We start from the raw sequence: 17,966 nt of genomic DNA on the forward strand, positions 1-17,966 counted from the left end.
CCCGCACCGGATAGTCAGGTGCGGGCGTCGCCGAACAGGGGGTGGTGGCTAGCTGCCGTTGCCGGCGGGTGCCGGGTCGGCTGCGTCTGCCTTCAGTCCCTTGATGAGGACTGCACGCTTCGGGTCGAGGACCTTGACGCCGTAGATGGTGTCGACCGAGACGGTGTCCGTCTTGAACTTCTGGTCGTAGCCGATGACGACGCGGATACCGAAGCCCTTGTAGTTCTCGGTGGCAGCGTTCGCCGAACCGAGGGGCAGTTCCAGCGGGCGAGTCACGAGAGCGACGGCCGTGCGGTGGAACGCGACACCGGTCTCCGAGTTAGCGCCGGACGGTTCGGTGATGTTCTGCGTCCAGTACGGGTCGAAGCCGAACAGTCGGCGGCCGAGGTACGCCTCGCGGAGAGCTTCGGTGTCACCGGAACTGTTGTGGTTCTTCAGGATGTCCGAGTCGAGCCATTCACCCTGCGTGGTGGGTCCTACGATGGCGTGACGATCCAGGAGCGGAACATTGTTCTTGTTGAGGATCGTGTTCGCGTCGATCAGCGCCTCAGGATGGTTCCACTTGCGGCCGACACGGCTGCCGGGGATCGACTGCGTGATGTCCGACCGGAACGCGAGGATGTCGCGGTCGATCTTCTGCGCGATCGACTCCAGAGCAGGGTCGAGAAGCTGCTGACGGAAGTCCTTGATGTTCAGCGTCAGGTCACGCGAGGTGATCTGGAAGCTGGTGTCCGCGTGGTGGTTCAGCTTCACCGGGACGCCGGTCTCGGTGGCATTCTGAATCTCGATGCCGCTTGCCTGGTCGTATTCCTTGGCTTCGAATACTGCGGGCTTGCGAATGGTGACGGTGTCACCGATCTTCGCGGCACCGAACTCAGAGGAGTAATCGCGGTGGACGAGCTGCGCTGCGACGCAGGTCTCGTAGAGCGTTGCGAGGGCGGCCTGGGCGATGACCGATGGGGTCAGGAAGGCATTTGCCATTGTTGTTCTCCGTGGCTAGTTGAAGGAATGGCCGCGGGATTCGCGGCGGTCTTTGCGGAAGGCGTCGACTCCAGCGGCTGGCTGGGTGACGGTTCCGCCGTGTTCGACGGATGAGGCTGTGGTGGCCGCCTGGGCTTTCAGCTTCGGGTCGTTTGTGATTGCTGCCTTGACTGCTGCGTCCACCTGGGCTGCGTAGTCGTCGGCGGTGTGGTCTAGCGCTTCGATTGCGGCGCTGAGCTTTTTGGAGTCTGTGAGGGAGTTGAAGTCGCCGGCGTGGGTCTTTGCGGCTTCGCGGAGGGCGTCGCGTTCGATCAGTTCGCGGAGCTGCTTCGCGGTCGCGGATTCACGCTGGGCGGTTTCGTCTCGCTCGGCAGTGAGCTTTGCGATAACGTCTTCCGGCTTCGGCGCTTCGTCACCTTCGATGAGGCCGAGTGCCTTGCCGAGTTTCTTGGTGAGCGCGTCGGTCGCGTCCTGCGCTGCCTTCTTCTTCGCTTCGGTGCGGTCGGAGGCGTTTTCGGCGCGGAGACGTTTGATCTCGTTGGCCCAGGATTCGGGGAGCGCGTCGAGGCCGCGTCGAGGCCGGTGGCTTCGGTCGTATTGGCCGATTCCGTCGCCGTGGTTTCAGTTGCTGAGGTTTCGGTTGCCGTGGTTGCCTCGGTGGCCGTGGTGTCGACAGTCTCCGCAGTTTCGGTTGCGGTGGCGTTGTCGGTGGTGTCGGGCATGGTCGTGTCCTCCTGGGACAGTCGATTCGCCCGACGTGCGGGCATGAAAAATGCCCCACGGCAGGGTTGCTGTGGGGCGGCATTCTTTTGGGTTTTAGGTGTTACTTGGGCTGCAATTTGGCCATCGGTTACCAACCGTCCTGTTTGTCTGGTTTGATATGGCTCAAACGCAAGTCGGCAACCTGGGAGCAAAGAGTGAAACTGAAGATCACGAGCGCAGTTGGTGCGCTCGCCATAGCTATTGGTGCGACGATGACGGTCGGCCTAGGCACCGCGTCCGCCGACTTCAACGTCAACGGCTGCAACATTGTGTCGAGCCCGAATTCGCAGCGCTTCACTAGTTGCCCCGGGGCCGATTTGAGCGGCGCCAACTTGAGCAAGGCGAATCTGAGTTACGCAAACCTTGAGGGCGCGAATCTGACGGGGACGCAGTTCCGTGAAGCTATTTTGAATCGCGCCAACGTGCGAGGAGCCAACTTCAACCGCGCCGATCTGTGGTTCGTCGCCATGAACAACGCCGACGCAAAGGGAGCATCGTTCGACAATACGAACATCATGGGCGCCACACTCAACGGTGCGAATTTCACTGATGCGTCGTTCGTCCGCGCGGAGATGTACCTTGCGAAGTTTCAGAATTCCACGGTCAACGGCGCCGACTTCAGCAACGCCGGTCTCGGAAAAACCGCGTGGCGTAGCGCATCGATGAGTGGCGCGAAATTTGTGGACGCAAGGGTTGGCGAGGCGAATTTCAGTGGTTCGCCGGTTGCGCCAGCAGACGTGGTTGTGACGCTGCCTCCCGATTCGGCGGGTTGGGTTTATGAGCGGCCTGACGCCTTGGAGCTTGAGGGCCTATGGGTGGACTCGTGCGATTCGCAGTCGGGCGAGGTGTTGACGCAGTCGCGTTCTGTAAATTGCAACTACCGGACGAGTGTTGCACCGGTTCCTGCGACGGTGGGATCCGCGACGTTTTTCGTCTCTGTGACCTTCGAGGCCCCGACGGATCCAGGCAACCCCGGCAACCCCGGCAACCCCGGCAATCCGGGTGGCAGTGGTTCGCTCGGATCTCCGTTCGGTAGTTAGTTCCTGATTCTTGGGCGCGTCCTAGGATTGCGCTTGAGCGTGGCAGTCGCATTACTGCTGCGCGGTCCCCGGCATTGGCACGGACTCCTTTGCCTCTGGCTGGCGTTTCCCCGCCTTCGTTCCGAGTTGGCGGGGTTTCGTCGTTTTTGAGGTGGTCCAGCGGGATTTTTGCGGGTCGGCGCCGAGGCATGTGGGTGTTCTGATTGTTTCGCCGCATTGTCGGCAGTAGTGGGTGCGGTGTCCGCCGTTGTGGGTGTTGGTGCATGCGCAGACTTCCCAGCCGACGAGGCATGTGTTTGGGGCGAGGGGGTGTCCGTTTGTGCAGTGGGTTGGTGCGGTTTCGGTGGACACACCCATTATTTTCGCACACACGTTCGACTAGTGATAGCGTCGGTTACGTGGGGTCGGGAGGGTAAGGGAAGACCAGCTCGGCCCCACTGCGCAATATCCCGTAAGTCGAAGACGACTGCCCGGTACCGCTGTCGCCTGGTCCCCAATTCTCCCCCCGAGGGTTGGGGACCACCTTTATCGCTACCCGCCGAGCTGGACTGTCCATTCGCTGGTATCGAGGGGTACGGCCGCGGCTGCTGCCGCTTCCTCGGCTTCTTGTCGTTCGTCGCGGCTAATCTCTTCGGATGTCCGACGGGTGACGAAATCTCCGATGCAGTCCTGCGGATTCGGGCACGTCTCGGGGAGATGACCGGTAGATCGGCACGCGGTCCGCAACGCTCTCGGCGCGTGCTCGTCGGGGATGGTGATGGTCAGGGTGAGCGGCATGAGGATTCCTAGGTGTCGATTCCGAGTGAGATGATCTTGCCGGACGGCATTGTGACGATGAGTTCGGCTTTTCCGCCCGTGAGGCGGGTGGAAAGCGTGCAGGACACCGAGCCATCCGGGCCGACTTGAAATTTGTTCGGCGCAACGACCGTGTACGTCGAGCGCCCCAGCATCACTTGATTGCTTCCAGTCGTTGCCGCGTACATCCCGACCGCAGTCGAGTTGGGATGCGTCGCCTTAGCGCCTGTGCCCAGCGCAGTACTTACCTGTCCGCTCGCCACGGTTGACGATCCGACTGCGGTGGCTGCGTAGCTCGTTGCCGACGCAGAATGTCCTATCGCAACGACTTCGTTGCCGGCCGATGTCGGGCCGCTCGGCGGCGCGCCCGCACTCAGTCCGGTCACTGCCACGCCTTGAGCCCCACCGCCTGAGCCGCCGGAGGGAGGGGCGAGGACCATCGGATCACCGCCAGGGAACTGCGCGACCACCTGCGGGACACCAGACTCCACACGCGTCGAAATCGTCGCCTCAGCCGACCCCGACCCAAGCTCCATCTTCCCGGGCATCGTCACGGTCTGAGTGCTAGTGCCGAGCATGACCTGATTGGCTTTGGTCGTCGTGGCACTGGCACCGAATGCCGAGCTTGCGCCGTGGGGTGCCTGGGCCGCTCTGCCGACTGCGAGGGATTGGTTACCGGTAGCGCGGGCATTGTCACCCAACGCAATGGACCCTTGTCCACTGGTCTGCGCTCGCGGCCCGACTGCAACGTCTCTGTCAAAGCCGCCGGACACGGCCGAGTAGCCGACGGCCAACCCGCCCCCAGCCGAAGCTGTTGGGGTCGCATTGGACAGGGACGATGTGTTGGATGCAGCCCAACCGATTCCTCCGCCACCCTCCGCCTCTTCCGCGCGATCCGCGGCCCGCTCAGCGCGTTCCGCTAAACCAGTGAGAACCCCGCCGTAATGCTGCAACGACGTTTCCACAGCATCTCGGGTCGATACCATCTCATCGCGGTACTGCTTCACCAACGAAACAACCGGCGGCTCATACGGAACCGAATCCTTAATCAACGGCCACAAACGCTGCGACCCAGACGCATCCGGAATCGTGATGTCGAACCACTCGAAAGCGATACACACCCGCGCCGGACCCGGATCCAAACTCGGAGTCGTCAACACACCATTCACCGGGCTGACAGACACCCTGCGAGGCGTGACCATCCCAGTGCCAGAATGATTCTCACGCACAACACCGATCTCGAAAACAACCTCACGACCATCAGCCAAACCAGCAATATCACCCAAAGGCTCAACGAAAACCGTCACAACTACTCCACTCCGGCGATACGAGCGCCAACCAACTTGGGGGCGTCCGCCAAACTGGGATCACCAACACGGACACGTTCACGATCCAAACGGCGAGGAATACCCGTCCGCTCCGAATGCTCCTTCGCGCGGTCCTGCCACGTCTTCACACGAGCACGAGCAGCTTTCTTATCCGCAGCCGTCAACTGCACCGCCTGATGCTCACGAGCCCGACGAACACCACGCTCCAAATAGCGCTGCCTCTGCGAATCCATATACCCCTGAGGGTCATACGGAGCCACCACAGGCTGCGAAGCACCCGGAACCAGCAGCGTGTGAGTATGCCGGCAATTCGGGTGATGCAGGCCATTCAGTTCGGCTTCCGCCATCGATGACCAAACATTGACGGTCATCGGTGTGCCGTCGAGGGCGTTCGGTACAACAACGTCACCGACCACGTTCCCGGACAGGGACAACACTTTGCCCTCGTAGGGCTGGCACATCGGTGCCGGATTCGGGTGAGATGAGATGAGTACGAGGTCAAATCCGGCAGACTGCAGGCGGTCGGTGTGGCCTTGGATGAGCGCGCGGTGCGTCGAAGTTCGCAGTGCCATCTCGACGTACGATGACGCCGACCATTCACGCTCCCGGGCATCAACGAAACCCGTGATGCCGCGCCTGGCGAGATTGTTCAACGCTTGCTGCGCTGCCTGCTGCCGCGTCTGCGTCCCAGTGATCACACGACCGGAGACCTCAGCGATCGCACGCCGATACGCATCATCGGTGGACCGGAGAATGTACGAGTTCGTTACCCGTGCAGTCTGAATCGACTCGGCAGCCAATGCGGCTACAGCATGGGTATCGATGACGCCGGACGCACCGAAGGTGACGGGTTGTTCCCGGACTGCGTCGATATCTTTCTGCGCGGCCTGCGCACCTCGGTGGTGCGCGGTACCGATCGCTGTCTGGATCTCTGCGGCGGCCACTCGATCGACGTGCGACACATAAGCACGGGCGTCAGCCCGAAGGTGCTGCACTTCGATCATCTGCCGCTCCGCCCACTGCGGCGATTCAAGTCCACGTGACAGGCGATCGGCTATCAACTTCATCAAGGTCACTTCAGCATCGGCATAGACATCGCCAATCGCTTCAGCGAGACGGGCCGCCAGAATCGGATCTAGCGCCACCGTCTACTCCTTGTCGTCGCCCACTTCGATCTCGGACCCGCCCGATTCGCTGGGGTCGCTTGTATCGTTCGGATTCTGATCTGGCGGCATTCCGAATGGGTCCGCGAACGTCATGCGGTCCTCGTTGAGGATGCGTTCAGTCTCGGTCTGAACTGCCTCGGCGTCCCAGTCTGGGTTCACCAGAGCAACAATCGTTTCCGTCGATGCGGCCTTCGCTTCGCGCAATGCCTTCGCCGTCAACGAACGGTTGTAGGCGGATTCGCGTACCGGTGGCCACTGGATCTGTAGATCCTCGTCGACCTTCACGCCGGTCTTGAATTGCGCCGCGTCGATCTCCAACAGTGTCCGAGACAACCGCGTCAGGGTGTTACCCCACAGGCGATGCTTCGCCGTTCGCGTACTGTTCGATGCCGTTGTCTTCGCTGTGATTTCAGTGGCGGTCGCCGCCGAGTTGCCTTCCGACAAACCGAACGTCAACGGACTGTATCCAACACGCCGCAGAACTTCACGCGTCAAAGCATCGATGATCTGCAGGTGCTCTTCGACCCGGATCTCGAACTGCTTCACTTCGAAGAACCCCGACGACGTGCCGTCCTTGCCAGGAGCGTTTGCGAGGATCTGGTACAGCTCGCGGTCATTGTCGACCGAAGCGCCCTGCCCCGCCTTGCCGACCTTCGTGAAGTTCTCCGACACGAACGCCCGAGCACGACCCAGCCTGAGGTCCCGCATCAGGGACGAATATGCCTCGTCGATCTGGTCGAACAAGCCGAGGAGGTCGTCGGAGATGTCCGACCGGCCAAGGTGCCGAAGCGCCGGGACGAGTCGCCACGCCGGGTTCGGGAGCTGGTTCGGGATGTAGCCGGCGGCAATCGAATCGGATCCGGTTGCGATGAATCCGAACGAACCGAGTTTGATCTTCGCTGTCGCCGCATGATCGTCGAGTGCCATGACGCGGCCGAGGTGGTCGTCGGTGCCCTTGTAGAGACCGTGCCAGATCTTGCCGGCCTCGTACCGTTCGAGGTGACGCCACACGGCTTTGTCCGTGGACGGTAACTCTGACCAGAACGTGACCGCTTGCAGGCGGCCCCACTTGAACTCGGGAATCGCGCGGTCCGGATCCACGAAGTCGATGAACGCGTTCTTCGTCAACTCGCCATCCCACACGATGCGTGGCCACACACCACCGAGCGCTGCACACGTTTCCGCTGCAACAAGGAACGCGGCGTGCATGTTCGGAGTGTTCAAGATCCGGTCGACGCGATCCTGCGCGGCCCGCTTCACCGGGTCCACAACAGGTTCCGGTTCAGGATTCTCGTCTGTCGCTTCCGGCGTCGTCGTCAGGTCCGGGATCAGGAACTTCGGCCCATCCGCGAACAACAGGTTCGCCGAGGTCGCACAAATATCCGCGGGGATCGGAAGATGCAGCCGCGACGTGACGTGCTGCTGCGTGTCCTTCTTCCCCCAAAACACCTTGACACCAATGCCGCCGAGGTCGAACCCAGCGGACTTCCGGCGTGCCTGCCCTTGCCCGTAATAGTTGGCGAGGCCTTCCGGAATTCCTTCCCACCACACCTGCTGTTCAGCGATGGAGGCGATCAGGTCATCGAAAGGTTTGGGCGGCCAGATGGTGTTGGAGTCAGGCAAGCTCACTCGGACTCCTTGGTGGTTAGGTGTTTTCGCGGATGGGGTCCTGCATGTAGTGCTGCCAGATGAACCGACTGGACTGCAGCGCGTAGCGGAGGGTGTCGCAGAAGTCGTCGTTCTCTTTGACGGGTTTGTCTTCGCCGGCGTCGGCTGCCGCCTGGTCCCAGACGTAGCCGGGGATCTCGTCGATCAGGTTCGTGCAGCGGTCGGATATCTTCAGTCGGCCGTCGGCGAGAAGCGATGAGACTGTGCGGATTCCGGGGAGCACCTTGTTCGATGCGTTGTAGACGGTGTAGCCGCGTTCCCCGAGTTCCAGTTTCATGGACAGTGCTGCGGGGTCGACGTAGACGCCTTCGAGGATCGATCCATAGGTCTCTTGCACTTGTGGGAGGAACTCGTCGAGGGAGTCCGCGAGCTTGGAGTCCGTGGAGATTCCGGGCGCCCACTCTGCAACCACGTACAGGCGGTTGTCGCAGCCGAGGCCGATGACCGTTCCGGCGGTGGGGTGGTTCGCTCCCACATCGATGCCGATCGCGACGAGACGCTGCATTTTCGGCAACTGATCGTGCGGGATGACGTGCTGGTCTTCGTCGAACGTGTCGTAGATCGCGCCGTCAGCACTAACCCACAAGCCGAGGATGAATCGCTTGAACCACAACCCGACGTACTCGCGTCGCATCGACGCCTTGTAGTCCTCTTCCAGCGACGGGTTGTCGTCGATGGTGAAGTGGAACCGCTTCCATCCCGGAAGCAACTGCTCACCGTCGTCGTCGACTTTGCCGATGCGGTCGAGGTATTCCTTCTTCAGCCAGTGGTTCGGGTTGTCGGGGTTCGTCGTCCCGAACAACTGTGCGCCCTTGACGGACATGCGGCCGAGCAACTGTTTGAAGAAGTCGACGTGCAGGACGGTGACCTCATCCAGGAATGCGAGCTGGATGGTCATGCCGCGGATCTTGTTCTCTGCCTTCGCATCGTTTGCGCCGATGACGTGGACCGACTTCCCGAAGATCCGGGCGGTCGGTGACCCTTGTCGGTAGTGGACGTGTTTCGCGAATGGCGCGAATGCTGCGATCGTCTCGATTGGTTCGAAGACGTTGCGGTAGATCGAGTCCCGGTTCTTGCCGACGATGACGATTGCGCCGTGCTTGCCGGCGGCCGCGATCTTGAAGAGTAGGAGTAGGAGCCACGAGAATGTTTTGCCGGCGCGGATGGACCCTTCGAAGATGTTCACGCGCCCTGTTGCTTGGGCGTATGAGGTGATCTGTTTGGGGCTCATTCCGGGCTTGGGGTCACTCATCGGTGTCCTGTGCGGCTCCGAATTGCTCTGCTGCGCTGAGGATCGCGTTGTGCAGAGTCTGGAGGTCTTCGCGCGCTTCGCCGCTGTTGTCGGGTGCGGGTGCGTTGTCGAGGCCCAAGTATTTGGCGCGTCGGTCCTGGATCTTCAGGGATCGGTCGACGGCACGGAAGAGTCGTTCGAGGGCCGCGTCGGTACGTTTGATGGTGGTTTCAAGTTCGCGGTCGTAGTCGCGTTCGACTTGCGCCTGGTCCTTCTTGTGGTCAGGTTCCGCCATCTCCAGCGATGCCACGCGGAGTGTTTCGGCTTCGAATTCTCGGATAACGTCGACTGCTCGGATCACTTCGTTGAGTGGTCGCTGCATTTCGTCGAGTCGGTCGAGTTCGAATTTGAGTGTGAGCGCGGCGGGTTCGGTGGTGATCTCTTTGAGCGCTCCGTCTACGTCTTCGAAGGCTTGGGTTCGACTGATGCCGAGGTGGTCTGCGATCCGTTGGTATGTCCAGTTGTCGGCGCGCAGTTTGAGTGCTTGTGCCATGCGTTCACGGCGTTGTTCGCTGATTGCCATGTGGTGCCCCTTGCGGGTGATCGACGCTCCTGGCGTCGTGATCCCCGGTTGGGGAAAGCTGGTTCCCTCCCGCACTTCGACCGCCAGCGTTTGTGGTGCGTGCGGGAGTGGGGAGGGAAGTGTGTGGCCTACGGGAAGTAGGTCTGGTGGTGTTTCAGGTAGCCGATGATGGATCCGAGCGGGTTGTCGTTGTTCCAGTCGCACACGCCGTCCCGAGGGATGCAGTGCGTTTCGACGGGGACGACGAATGGGTTTCGTTCGCCGGTCATGGTTGCGCCGGGGAGGTTGAACGGCAGCTGGGTTTCGATTCCAGCGCCGGCTTGGCGTGGGTCGGAGTACAGGACGCCGGTCACGCCAACGGTTTCCGGTTCGGCGAGGACATCCCCTGCGATCCTCGCGCCCTGTGAATAAGCAACGACGACTGTGTCTTCGGGTGCGTCGGCTATGGCCTCACGCAACGCCTGCTTCCCCGCTTCGACTGAGTGGTTGTAGCTGGGCCACAACACCGTTGCCGGATATCGGACGTAGGTGACGGTGTCGCCGGGTTGGATGTCGGGTGCGAGCAGGACTGCGCCACTGTTGCTGGTGCCGTCGACCACGATCACGTTGCGGGCCTGAGCGATACCGCCGAACGAAAGGATCACCGCGACAAGCGCGGCCACAATTAGACCGCGCACAGCGACCTACTTCACTCGGAGGTTCGTACCTCTGTCGTCAGCAAGCGGGTAGATCAACGCTTCCGCTGCCATGAATATGAGCCCCTCGACCTGTTTGGTGCTGAACTTCGCAGCCCGGAGTTCGTCGCGGTAGGCGGCGAGTACTTCTGCGGTAGTGCGGGCGTCGGCCACATTCGCTCCTGGGTAGTTGTGTGATTCAGCGCGATTTAGTCGGCATGCAACCTCGTGAGAGATTTGGATTCTCGATAAGGCACACTTGCTGCATGAATTGGTGGCAACAGATGCCGTGGATCATCGCGCTGTCAGTAGCGTTTATTGGCCCCTTCATCGGGGGGATAGCAGCTATGTTCTTCCGGCGAATCGAATCTAGAGATCTACGGTCGCAATTAATCGCAGATGCTGAACTACGTACGGTCTTCACGGATAGTCCAGCGAGTGTGAAACTTCAGATGTCGCTGGATAGTCGGCTAGCCTTGTACATCGATGAGCTGGAGCGACAGAGTTCGGAGCCTGCCGGCTCTGCAGCCTGGCGAAAGACCGTTCGCTGCTTAGGCTTTCTGTCTATTGCTTCATCGGCTCTATTATTCGCGCTGATCATTTCGAATTCACCCCTGGCCGCGGATTCCGACAAGCCTGTGGCCGTCTTCATGCTCGTGGTTGGGTGGGCGTACTTGGGCTTGGCCAGACCAATCAGTCGAGCCCTCGCGAGAACCTTTGCCAGAGTGGACGGCCCGCCAATCTGGGAACTTCTGTTCAGATGGTGGGAAGCGCGACGGCATCCAGCGCCACCGCCGATTTCCGCACCCGCCAGCCCGACGACGCGTTTGGTACATCGACAAGCCGGTACGACGCTTCGCCGTCCGCAGTCAGATAACCCATCCTCGGATGAGTGCGATCGCGACGAGTAGCCACTCACACGAGGCGGCCAGATCCAAGTGCGCGGCGCGTTTACTTCGCCAGGCACTAGGTTGGCCGAGTCGTACGGCACTGCGTATTCGCGGTAGTCACCACCAAGGCCCCAGACGAGTAGATCCACAGTGAAATCGTCAGGTAGTTCCGGCACCAAGTCTGCTGGCCTGCCCTTACCCGAGAGTGTGCCGTCTGGCGATGGTCCCCAGCGTTCGATCACGTCGACGTTGGTGGTTGCGCGGGTTCGGAGGACGATGGCGGGCGAGATGATGCCGTCGCAGTTCTTCGATGCGTACTGAACGATCCGACCTATGGAGGGCTTCAAAGGGGGTCCTTCGGTTTGTGGGGTGGTGTTGCCCACCGTTTGGAGGATTGTTTTCACCGGGCGTGCGCCGTAAACTGGCGAGTAACTGTTGATATCGAACAGTCGCGCGGACCGTCGAGCAGCAGCGGTGGCGCACGCACATTGGAGGTCACGCCATGAACCCACTACAGGGCATGGCCAATGACGAGCTCGCAGACTTGTACTGCGCATTGTCTGCTGAATACGTGGATCTCGTGCGCTCGTCCCGTTCGCGGATCCGCTCTATGTAGCCGCCCTCGAATACGACATTCATCGCATTCACGGAGAAATCGCCACGCGCGGCATGTTCGAATACGAAGCAGCCTGACTCACTGACCTGAGGAATCAACGGTCAAACTGTCCGACCGGTCGTGCATAATCCGCAGATGACCGATACATGGCTGCCATTGGGCGTCGATGCAGGTGACACCAACGATCACACCGTGCTGCATGAGGAGATCACTCCATGGTTGCGCCCGTCGTTGCTTGATTGGCTGAAGCTCGCGATGGCCAGGGGCCCGGGAACACCCTACGTAGAAATGAGTGCCATCCGCGCGATCGAAAGGAGGCTTAGGGAGGAAGGTCCACTTGGGATAACAAACACCACAACCGCCGCGAACGCCGCCTCAGCATATCTAAATGAATACGAAAATATGGATCGTGAGTGGCAACTCATCGACGCGGCGCTTGCCTGCAGTCTTGGAAACGTGGGTGGTCTAACTCGCATTCTCCTGGAGAGCGGATCGGCGTGGACGGTCGGGCAGCGATCGGGATATCCGGGACTCGTCCGCAGAATCAACGAAGGGACCGATGCAGCAGTACGAGCAACGATCGCCAACCGTGGACATGCAGGAATGCGTCTGGCTGAGGCATATCACGCTGCTTATGGGGTTAGCCCTGATCCATCACGCGCGTATTCTCTTGCTGTTAAGGCAGTCGAAGACGCAGGTAAGCCAGTTGTGAGCCCGAAGAATGACTTGACGACGCTTGGGACAATGATTAGCGATCTTCGAAGCACTACCAAGTGGAGGCTCCCGCACACTCGTGTCCATCCCGACGCAGAGCCCCGGGACGTGCTCCTTGGGATGATGCAAATGCTCTGGACCGGCCAGCACGATCGGCATGGTGGCGCCACTCCTCCCCCACCACCGGTGTCCCAGGAGGAAGCAGAGACTGCGGTGATGGTTGCCGCGACATTGGTCGAGTTGTTCAGCTCTGGGAAGGTAGTCAAAGTCCCGTAGTTCGGTTCGCAGCCGACCTTCCGTGCCGCGGTCCTATCTTTCGATGAACACCTGACATCCCTCGGAGCGGATGTCAGGAACAGTGGAAATCCGGCCCGCTCCCGATTGTGTTGTGGCCGGCCGAACGATTGCTCCGAATCCTGGGCTCGAACCAGGGACTCTCCGGTTAACAACCGGGCACTCTGCCAACTGAGTTAATTCGGATTGGGCCGGACCGCGCCGTTAACGCATGTTCGGCATTGCCAGATGACGCTCCGGCAGTCGGGCGTAAGTGGAGTCGCCACCCGCTCCCCCTACCCGATTCGAACGGGCGTCTCCGATAATCACGGTCGCTCTAGGCCGCTGAGCTACAGGGGAAGTGGGCAGTTCGTGGCATACCCAGGCCGAGGCGGACCGCCCACATCCATGGAAAGGCAGCCCGCGTGGCAGTTTCACCCCGGAGGGGCCACTGCCAAGTCCTATCGTCCGTACGACGCCCAGTTTTGGGATTCGGCGGATCGTTTCGTCGTCGGGATGCAGTCATGAGAGACGCGCATGCCGGTCATGATCACCTTCGCGTTCGCTGCGATCGTCTTACCGTTCACCGCAACGTCGGCTTCTAACTCTTCCACCTCGATATCCGTGGAGAGTGTCGCGAAGATTTCGCGTTCGCGGGCGTAGCAGTTCATCACACGCTGCTGGATGGTGGGCTTACCCGAGGCCATGACTCCCCTAAGTTGTTGTGCCCCCGAAATTTCGTAAACTCACTGTCGGGGGTCAGTGGCCGGTTTGATACCCCAGCCGCGCAAACTGGACCCACACGAGGATGGGAAGTAAAACGCCCCGCCTCAACCGGTGGCCAGAACCGGGAAGCGGGGCGAGCATGTGGTGGAATCAATTACATAAGAACAACATTACTCAGCGCCATACATTTACGCCGCGACCTGCGCATTTGTAATCGATTGAATGCGTTCCCGTGCAGCGAGATCCGTAGCACGAACCATCTCCAGCAGTTTCCCTCGGTGGTACATCCACGCCGATTCATCACGGCGCGCGAGACCCTCGACCTTGCCCCGCCAGTCCACCAACGTGCGAGGCTTGCGGCCGGTCACACCGACCGCCTCCGCTTCCGTAATCCAAACGCGCTCATAGCCTGTAGGCCACAGCTTGCGATGAGCATTCCGGATCGGCATCCATCGTTCCAGAATGTTCACCAGATCCCAGTCCGGAATGTCCACACTGTAGAGATATTCGATGCGTTGACCGATCGTTCCCCTGCTTCGGAATCCGTAGATCCTTGACCAGTAGACGATTTCAGCGGACTCTGCCTGGATAGCGTCGACAGGATCGATGTTCAGCGGCGGGCGGGACGACGGCTTCGCATGGGACGAACCGTCTTCGCTCCCCCGCCTGTGCGTCGGTGCGATGTGCTGCTGAATCTCCAACAACTGTCGAGGGGACTCACGAATCAACTCGATTACTGCCTGGCGGTCATCGTCAGTCACGAGAGCCCACCTCACGCAGCGACGCCACGGATACCGTTTCGATGCGACCGTGCCGCTTCACATCGCACACGCGGTCCAGCAGTAAGCGCGCCCCGCACGTACTATCGAACCACGATGTTGGCTGATAGAACGGATCCCACTCACTCAAGTCCAAACGATCCGCGTATCGGAAGCCCTTCGCTTCCCCGACGCGCACATAGTTTTCGCCCGGCTTCTGCCAGAACACCAGATCGCTCATCGGTTACCCTCCACGATTTCCGCGACGTATTCGAAATTGGCTTTCAAGTGCTTCGCATCAGCGAGCGCGTTGTGCAGTCCCGCCGGCTGTGCGGGCATCTTCCCGATGCCGAGTCGATGGACTTCCTGCCGAAAGTCATTCGTCCACATCGGCACATGCTTCGGGAAGTCCATCATCGTCCCGAACAACTGCGCCAGGCACACATGGTCGTAGGCACCGAACCACGCCCACAGTTCTACTTGGTCGCGCTTGTGACGTGGCTTCAGGAACTCCGAGACCTCATCACGGATCTGGCTGCGACGCTTACGCATTGACTCGCGTTCAAGTTGCGGCACAACATTCGCCATCAGCCAGTCATGCTTCACGATCCGATCCCACGGCGCATCTACGCTCTCCGCATAGTATTCGCGGCCGTTCTCGGCAACGATGCCAATGGAAATCGGGTCGATCGTCTTGCCGTCTTCGATAAATTCGGTGTCGTAGAAGTAGCGCATGGACAAACCCTATGAGCGGAATTCTGCCGATCCCCAGATCCGTAGAAGTCAACGCCCACAGCTAGATTCCCCGAAGTCAACCCTGCTGAGGTTCCGGCCACGTAGTCATCTTCTTCAGGTGCTCGTAGTCTCGACTCATCTCGACTTTGACTTCCGCGCGGCCTGTCCACCGACCACAGTTCGGGCGGTCGATCCTCAGCGGCAACGACTCCCCCGGCTTCACATGCTCCGCGACGAAATCCTGCAGTGACTGCCTCTCAGGCTTCGTCGCGACGAGATTCCAATCCCGGTCGAACAGCTGAACCGAACCCGAAGGCAATCCGCTGTCCAGCGGAACCAACTCATTCACAGAACACTCAGATCGGACCAACGTCGCGTGGTGTGCTCCCCCACCAGCATTCCCAACATCCCCGGCGGTGACCACACGCCATACTGGTTCAGCATGTACTCCGAAGATCGTTCCGCTTCGAGCGCCGGCATTCCGAACAGGGTGCGGCCTTCGAATTCGTTGGTGTAGAAGTGGTGGTAGTGCGCCATGAAATACAGAGGGACGGTGCCGAGTGTGTCGGTCTTGCCGAGGATTTGGCGTTCGATGGCGGTCTTGGTTCGGATCTCGGTGGATCCTCCTTTGCCTTTCTCGATGTAGCCGTGGGAGAAGTAGCTGGCAACACCGGACAGGTTCACCAGGACTGCTGGGTCGCCACCACCGATGGTCCAGTCGATGTGCGGGCCGCCGAAGGGTTCGATCTCCTGGAAGAGCTTCTGCACCTGGCGGGCGATGTGTGTAGATGCGTTGTCGCCCTGTGTTGTGACGGGTTCCTTCGATCCGTTACGGGTGTACTCCCCATGGTTCGATATGACAGACGATGCGCTGATCGGCAAGCCGAACGAGACGAACTGGCGGAACGTCCACACCCTCATGTCATAGTCGAGTTCCAACTGCCGAGACATGTTCAGTTCGATCGTGTGCGGCTGATTGCCATAGTTATTGCACACACCCTCCGTCTCATCACCCATGAACGCGACGTGAATCCCCGACGGCGCGCGGCCCTGCGCAATCAAGGCCTCGATGGCCGCAACATGCCCGAGGACACCGCGCTTCCAATTCTCGACAGCCTGCTCGGTGTTCTTCTTCCCAAGCTGCGGATCCGCAACGAACACGGTGTACGTCGCTGCAAGGACAGTGACAGTCTTCCGCTTGCGTGTCGGCCGGTCCTTCACCGACTGAAGCGCCTTACGCCACGATTCGACAGTCCCCACAGGGATCATGTCACGAGTAACCCGCCGGAACCGTGCACTGTAGGAGTAGAGCTGGATGCTGTCTCTGGTGCCGTCTTTCGCGCGTGCTGACTGCTGCCAGGTGGACATCCGGACGGTGTCGTCGACTACTTCGAACTGTGTGGCGTCGAGGTTGAAGAGGTCGAAGACACGGGTCCAGTCTCCGTTGAGTTGGCCTTCGATTACGACGTTGTTCACTTTGGCGCCGTCTGCGCTTACGTCGATAGTCCCTTTACCCACAGGGTTATTCACAGGCTGTGCATCGAGTGTTGCTGCGAGGCTCAAAGGTTCGCCTTTCGGGTTCGGCAGTAGTCGCGGAATGCGGTCGTACGTATGGTTAGGCCGCGATCTCGGCATGCCGCATGCAGAACCGTCACCGGCCAGCCTTGCGGGTCGTCGAGGTTTCGGCGCAGGTACTCATCGAAGTAGCCGCGTTCCTCCTCGGACTGCTTCGACAGCCACACCTCCACCGACGACGTAGCAGTGTCGGCACGTTCCAATGTCGCTGCAAGGCTCACCGCGTTGCCTCCAGTCGTTTGATCTCGTCGTTGACGTAGAACACGACCTTGCGGAGGTCTTCGATCTGCTTGTCGAGCGGCGATTGGCTCGCGGACTCTTTCAGCCCATTGCGCCACAGGTACTTGATGGCGTTGCCGATGTTGAAGTTCCGGTGCCGTGTGATCTGAATGCACTCCACGCCAGACGGGTCAGATGTGTAGTGCGGCGGATGATTCACCAGATCAGGAGCCGACTCTGTTGAAGGCTCCGGCCCGAGCCGGGCCATGACGCCGGCAGGTCCAATCGGCCCGGCAGACACTGGTTCGAAGGTGGGGTTGTCGCGGAAGAACTGCGCGTGAGGGTGCTGCCGTAGATCTGTAGTTGCTCGCTGAACATCAGTGGGCATGGGGTGTCCTTTCGTGGATGTCGATGGTGTGGGGTGCGCGTTCGGGGGTGTGCGCTGGTTCGAGAATGAGTTCGGGATTGTCGGGGTCACCGATGCAGTACCGTCCGTCAGGCATGACCTGGATGCGGTCATAGTCGAGATACCGCAGGTCTGTTGGTTCCGACTGCTGCGGCGGGTCTGGCACCGCGACGCCTGGCGCTTTAGGTTTCGGTTTCATCCGCAGATTTCGGGACGACTTAAACGGTGCCACCGCTAACCCAGTCGTCGTCTTTGAAGATCGCGTAGGCCAGGGTGGCGATCACGAATGCCGCGAAGATCCAAGCGAAGGGTTCCATCAGTTCCTCCAGCTGATTTCGAGCCACATGCGGCCCTTCTCGCCTTTGACTGCTTTGCGGATGACTGGCTCCCGCTTTGCCATCCAACGAGGGATGTCATCCGGCACAAGACCGAAATCGACTAAGCCGTCATAAATCGGCTTCGCGGTGGCCGTGAGGTTATCCGTATCGCGGCGCCTGTTGTCCCGCGGTTGGTAATGCAGCTCGCACACCACGTAGTCGAGATCCTTGGGCAGATCGGCAGCTTTGGCGAGGATGCATGCGATTTCCCGAATGTCCTTCACCTTGGCGGCTTTCGCCATCGCAGCGCCCTTGGTCATGCCGCGATCGTTCATCGACAACGGCGGCGCCGAAAATGGGAGGTCCAGTGTCGCGGCCCTCATGGTTCGACTGTCACCTCGTCGGACGGTGCGTAGCTGTTTGTGAGTCCGTTGCCGACGACCACCCGAACGTGTGAGTTCCCGACGTGCTGAATGTCTTTTTCCAGGTAGCGGCGCCGGTTCCACACC

General features: G+C 60.3%; 23 protein-coding genes and 2 tRNA genes. 3 read left to right on the forward strand and 22 right to left on the reverse strand.

Going from position 1 to position 17,966, the window contains the following annotated elements:
• Positions 1 to 48: 48 nt before the first annotated feature.
• Positions 49 to 981, reverse strand: a complete 933-nt coding sequence (locus ACFQ6H_RS27240) for a P22 phage major capsid protein family protein (RefSeq protein ID WP_378649858.1) — start codon at positions 979 to 981, stop codon at positions 49 to 51.
• A gap of 15 nt (positions 982 to 996) precedes the next feature.
• Positions 997 to 1,164 carry a hypothetical protein gene (locus ACFQ6H_RS27245; RefSeq protein ID WP_378649860.1) on the reverse strand — a complete coding sequence of 56 codons (168 nt, stop codon included), beginning with the start codon at positions 1,162 to 1,164 and terminating at the stop codon, positions 997 to 999.
• Positions 1,165 to 1,254: 90 nt separating this feature from the next.
• On the opposite strand from ACFQ6H_RS27245, the gene ACFQ6H_RS27250 reads away from it, so the two are divergent.
• Positions 1,255 to 1,860 (forward strand): hypothetical protein, encoded by a 606-nt coding sequence (locus ACFQ6H_RS27250; RefSeq protein ID WP_378649862.1) that lies wholly within the window; start codon positions 1,255 to 1,257, stop codon positions 1,858 to 1,860.
• A gap of 38 nt (positions 1,861 to 1,898) precedes the next feature.
• Positions 1,899 to 2,783, forward strand: a complete 885-nt coding sequence (locus ACFQ6H_RS27255) for a pentapeptide repeat-containing protein (RefSeq protein WP_378649864.1) — start codon at positions 1,899 to 1,901, stop codon at positions 2,781 to 2,783.
• Positions 2,784 to 3,314: 531 nt separating this feature from the next.
• Here ACFQ6H_RS27255 and ACFQ6H_RS27260 read toward each other — a convergent pair.
• The 9 genes from ACFQ6H_RS27260 to ACFQ6H_RS27300 form a co-directional block, all read right to left on the reverse strand.
• Positions 3,315 to 3,560, reverse strand: coding sequence for a hypothetical protein (locus ACFQ6H_RS27260; RefSeq protein ID WP_378649866.1), 246 nt, complete (start codon positions 3,558 to 3,560; stop codon positions 3,315 to 3,317).
• Positions 3,561 to 3,568: 8 nt separating this feature from the next.
• Entirely contained in the window at positions 3,569 to 4,564 is a 996-nt protein-coding gene (locus tag ACFQ6H_RS27265; RefSeq protein ID WP_378649868.1) for a hypothetical protein, read from the reverse strand.
• Between the two features lie 323 nt (positions 4,565 to 4,887).
• Positions 4,888 to 6,051 carry a phage minor capsid protein gene (locus tag ACFQ6H_RS27270; RefSeq protein WP_378649870.1) on the reverse strand — a complete coding sequence of 388 codons (1,164 nt, stop codon included), beginning with the start codon at positions 6,049 to 6,051 and terminating at the stop codon, positions 4,888 to 4,890.
• Between the two features lie 3 nt (positions 6,052 to 6,054).
• Positions 6,055 to 7,701 carry a phage portal protein gene (locus ACFQ6H_RS27275; RefSeq protein WP_378649872.1) on the reverse strand — a complete coding sequence of 549 codons (1,647 nt, stop codon included), beginning with the start codon at positions 7,699 to 7,701 and terminating at the stop codon, positions 6,055 to 6,057.
• A 16-nt stretch (positions 7,702 to 7,717) separates the two neighbouring features.
• On the reverse strand, positions 7,718 to 8,992 hold the full coding sequence (locus tag ACFQ6H_RS27280; protein ID WP_378649874.1) for a PBSX family phage terminase large subunit: 1,275 nt from the start codon (positions 8,990 to 8,992) through the stop codon (positions 7,718 to 7,720).
• Positions 8,985 to 9,554 carry a helix-turn-helix domain-containing protein gene (locus tag ACFQ6H_RS27285; RefSeq protein WP_378649876.1) on the reverse strand — a complete coding sequence of 190 codons (570 nt, stop codon included), beginning with the start codon at positions 9,552 to 9,554 and terminating at the stop codon, positions 8,985 to 8,987. Before ACFQ6H_RS27285 ends, ACFQ6H_RS27280 begins: the two co-directional genes overlap by 8 nt.
• Positions 9,555 to 9,682: 128 nt before the next feature.
• Positions 9,683 to 10,231, reverse strand: a complete 549-nt coding sequence (locus ACFQ6H_RS27290; protein ID WP_378649878.1) for a PE-PPE domain-containing protein — start codon at positions 10,229 to 10,231, stop codon at positions 9,683 to 9,685.
• A 6-nt stretch (positions 10,232 to 10,237) separates the two neighbouring features.
• Positions 10,238 to 10,402 (reverse strand): hypothetical protein, encoded by a 165-nt coding sequence (locus ACFQ6H_RS27295; protein ID WP_378649880.1) that lies wholly within the window; start codon positions 10,400 to 10,402, stop codon positions 10,238 to 10,240.
• A gap of 582 nt (positions 10,403 to 10,984) precedes the next feature.
• On the reverse strand, positions 10,985 to 11,143 hold the full coding sequence (locus ACFQ6H_RS27300) for a hypothetical protein (protein WP_378649882.1): 159 nt from the start codon (positions 11,141 to 11,143) through the stop codon (positions 10,985 to 10,987).
• Between the two features lie 726 nt (positions 11,144 to 11,869).
• Between ACFQ6H_RS27300 and ACFQ6H_RS27305 the strand changes: the two genes are divergently transcribed.
• Positions 11,870 to 12,724 (forward strand): hypothetical protein, encoded by an 855-nt coding sequence (locus ACFQ6H_RS27305; RefSeq protein ID WP_378649884.1) that lies wholly within the window; start codon positions 11,870 to 11,872, stop codon positions 12,722 to 12,724.
• Between the two features lie 131 nt (positions 12,725 to 12,855).
• Here the strand turns inward: ACFQ6H_RS27305 and ACFQ6H_RS27310 are convergent.
• The 11 genes from ACFQ6H_RS27310 to ACFQ6H_RS27360 all read right to left on the reverse strand — a co-directional run bounded on the left by ACFQ6H_RS27310 (position 12,856) and on the right by ACFQ6H_RS27360 (position 17,840).
• Positions 12,856 to 12,928 (reverse strand) — tRNA-Asn (locus tag ACFQ6H_RS27310).
• A gap of 83 nt (positions 12,929 to 13,011) precedes the next feature.
• A tRNA-OTHER gene (locus tag ACFQ6H_RS27315) sits at positions 13,012 to 13,081 on the reverse strand.
• Between the two features lie 101 nt (positions 13,082 to 13,182).
• The gene (locus ACFQ6H_RS27320; protein WP_378649886.1) at positions 13,183 to 13,428 is read right to left on the reverse strand and encodes a hypothetical protein; all 246 of its coding nucleotides are present in this window, start codon (positions 13,426 to 13,428) and stop codon (positions 13,183 to 13,185) included.
• A 207-nt stretch (positions 13,429 to 13,635) separates the two neighbouring features.
• Positions 13,636 to 14,208: a hypothetical protein gene (locus ACFQ6H_RS27325; protein WP_378649888.1), complete on the reverse strand. Its 573-nt coding sequence runs from the start codon at positions 14,206 to 14,208 to the stop codon at positions 13,636 to 13,638.
• Positions 14,201 to 14,446: a hypothetical protein gene (locus tag ACFQ6H_RS27330; RefSeq protein WP_378649890.1), complete on the reverse strand. Its 246-nt coding sequence runs from the start codon at positions 14,444 to 14,446 to the stop codon at positions 14,201 to 14,203. The genes ACFQ6H_RS27325 and ACFQ6H_RS27330 overlap by 8 nt, the downstream gene beginning before the upstream one ends.
• Positions 14,443 to 14,940 (reverse strand): 3'-5' exoribonuclease domain-containing protein, encoded by a 498-nt coding sequence (locus ACFQ6H_RS27335; protein WP_378649892.1) that lies wholly within the window; start codon positions 14,938 to 14,940, stop codon positions 14,443 to 14,445. Before ACFQ6H_RS27335 ends, ACFQ6H_RS27330 begins: the two co-directional genes overlap by 4 nt.
• A gap of 345 nt (positions 14,941 to 15,285) precedes the next feature.
• Positions 15,286 to 16,416, reverse strand: a complete 1,131-nt coding sequence (locus ACFQ6H_RS27340; protein WP_378649921.1) for a hypothetical protein — start codon at positions 16,414 to 16,416, stop codon at positions 15,286 to 15,288.
• An 83-nt stretch (positions 16,417 to 16,499) separates the two neighbouring features.
• Entirely contained in the window at positions 16,500 to 16,736 is a 237-nt protein-coding gene (locus ACFQ6H_RS27345) for a hypothetical protein (protein WP_378649923.1), read from the reverse strand.
• Positions 16,733 to 17,122: a DUF3310 domain-containing protein gene (locus ACFQ6H_RS27350; protein WP_378649925.1), complete on the reverse strand. Its 390-nt coding sequence runs from the start codon at positions 17,120 to 17,122 to the stop codon at positions 16,733 to 16,735. The genes ACFQ6H_RS27345 and ACFQ6H_RS27350 overlap by 4 nt, the downstream gene beginning before the upstream one ends.
• Positions 17,112 to 17,339, reverse strand: coding sequence for a hypothetical protein (locus tag ACFQ6H_RS27355; RefSeq protein WP_378649927.1), 228 nt, complete (start codon positions 17,337 to 17,339; stop codon positions 17,112 to 17,114). Before ACFQ6H_RS27355 ends, ACFQ6H_RS27350 begins: the two co-directional genes overlap by 11 nt.
• Positions 17,340 to 17,456: 117 nt before the next feature.
• Positions 17,457 to 17,840, reverse strand: coding sequence for a hypothetical protein (locus tag ACFQ6H_RS27360; protein WP_378649929.1), 384 nt, complete (start codon positions 17,838 to 17,840; stop codon positions 17,457 to 17,459).
• Positions 17,841 to 17,966: the final 126 nt, after the last annotated feature.

Source organism: Rhodococcus sp. NPDC056506, assembly GCF_042794945.1.
Classification (GTDB): Bacteria; Actinomycetota; Actinomycetes; order Mycobacteriales; family Mycobacteriaceae; genus Rhodococcus_F.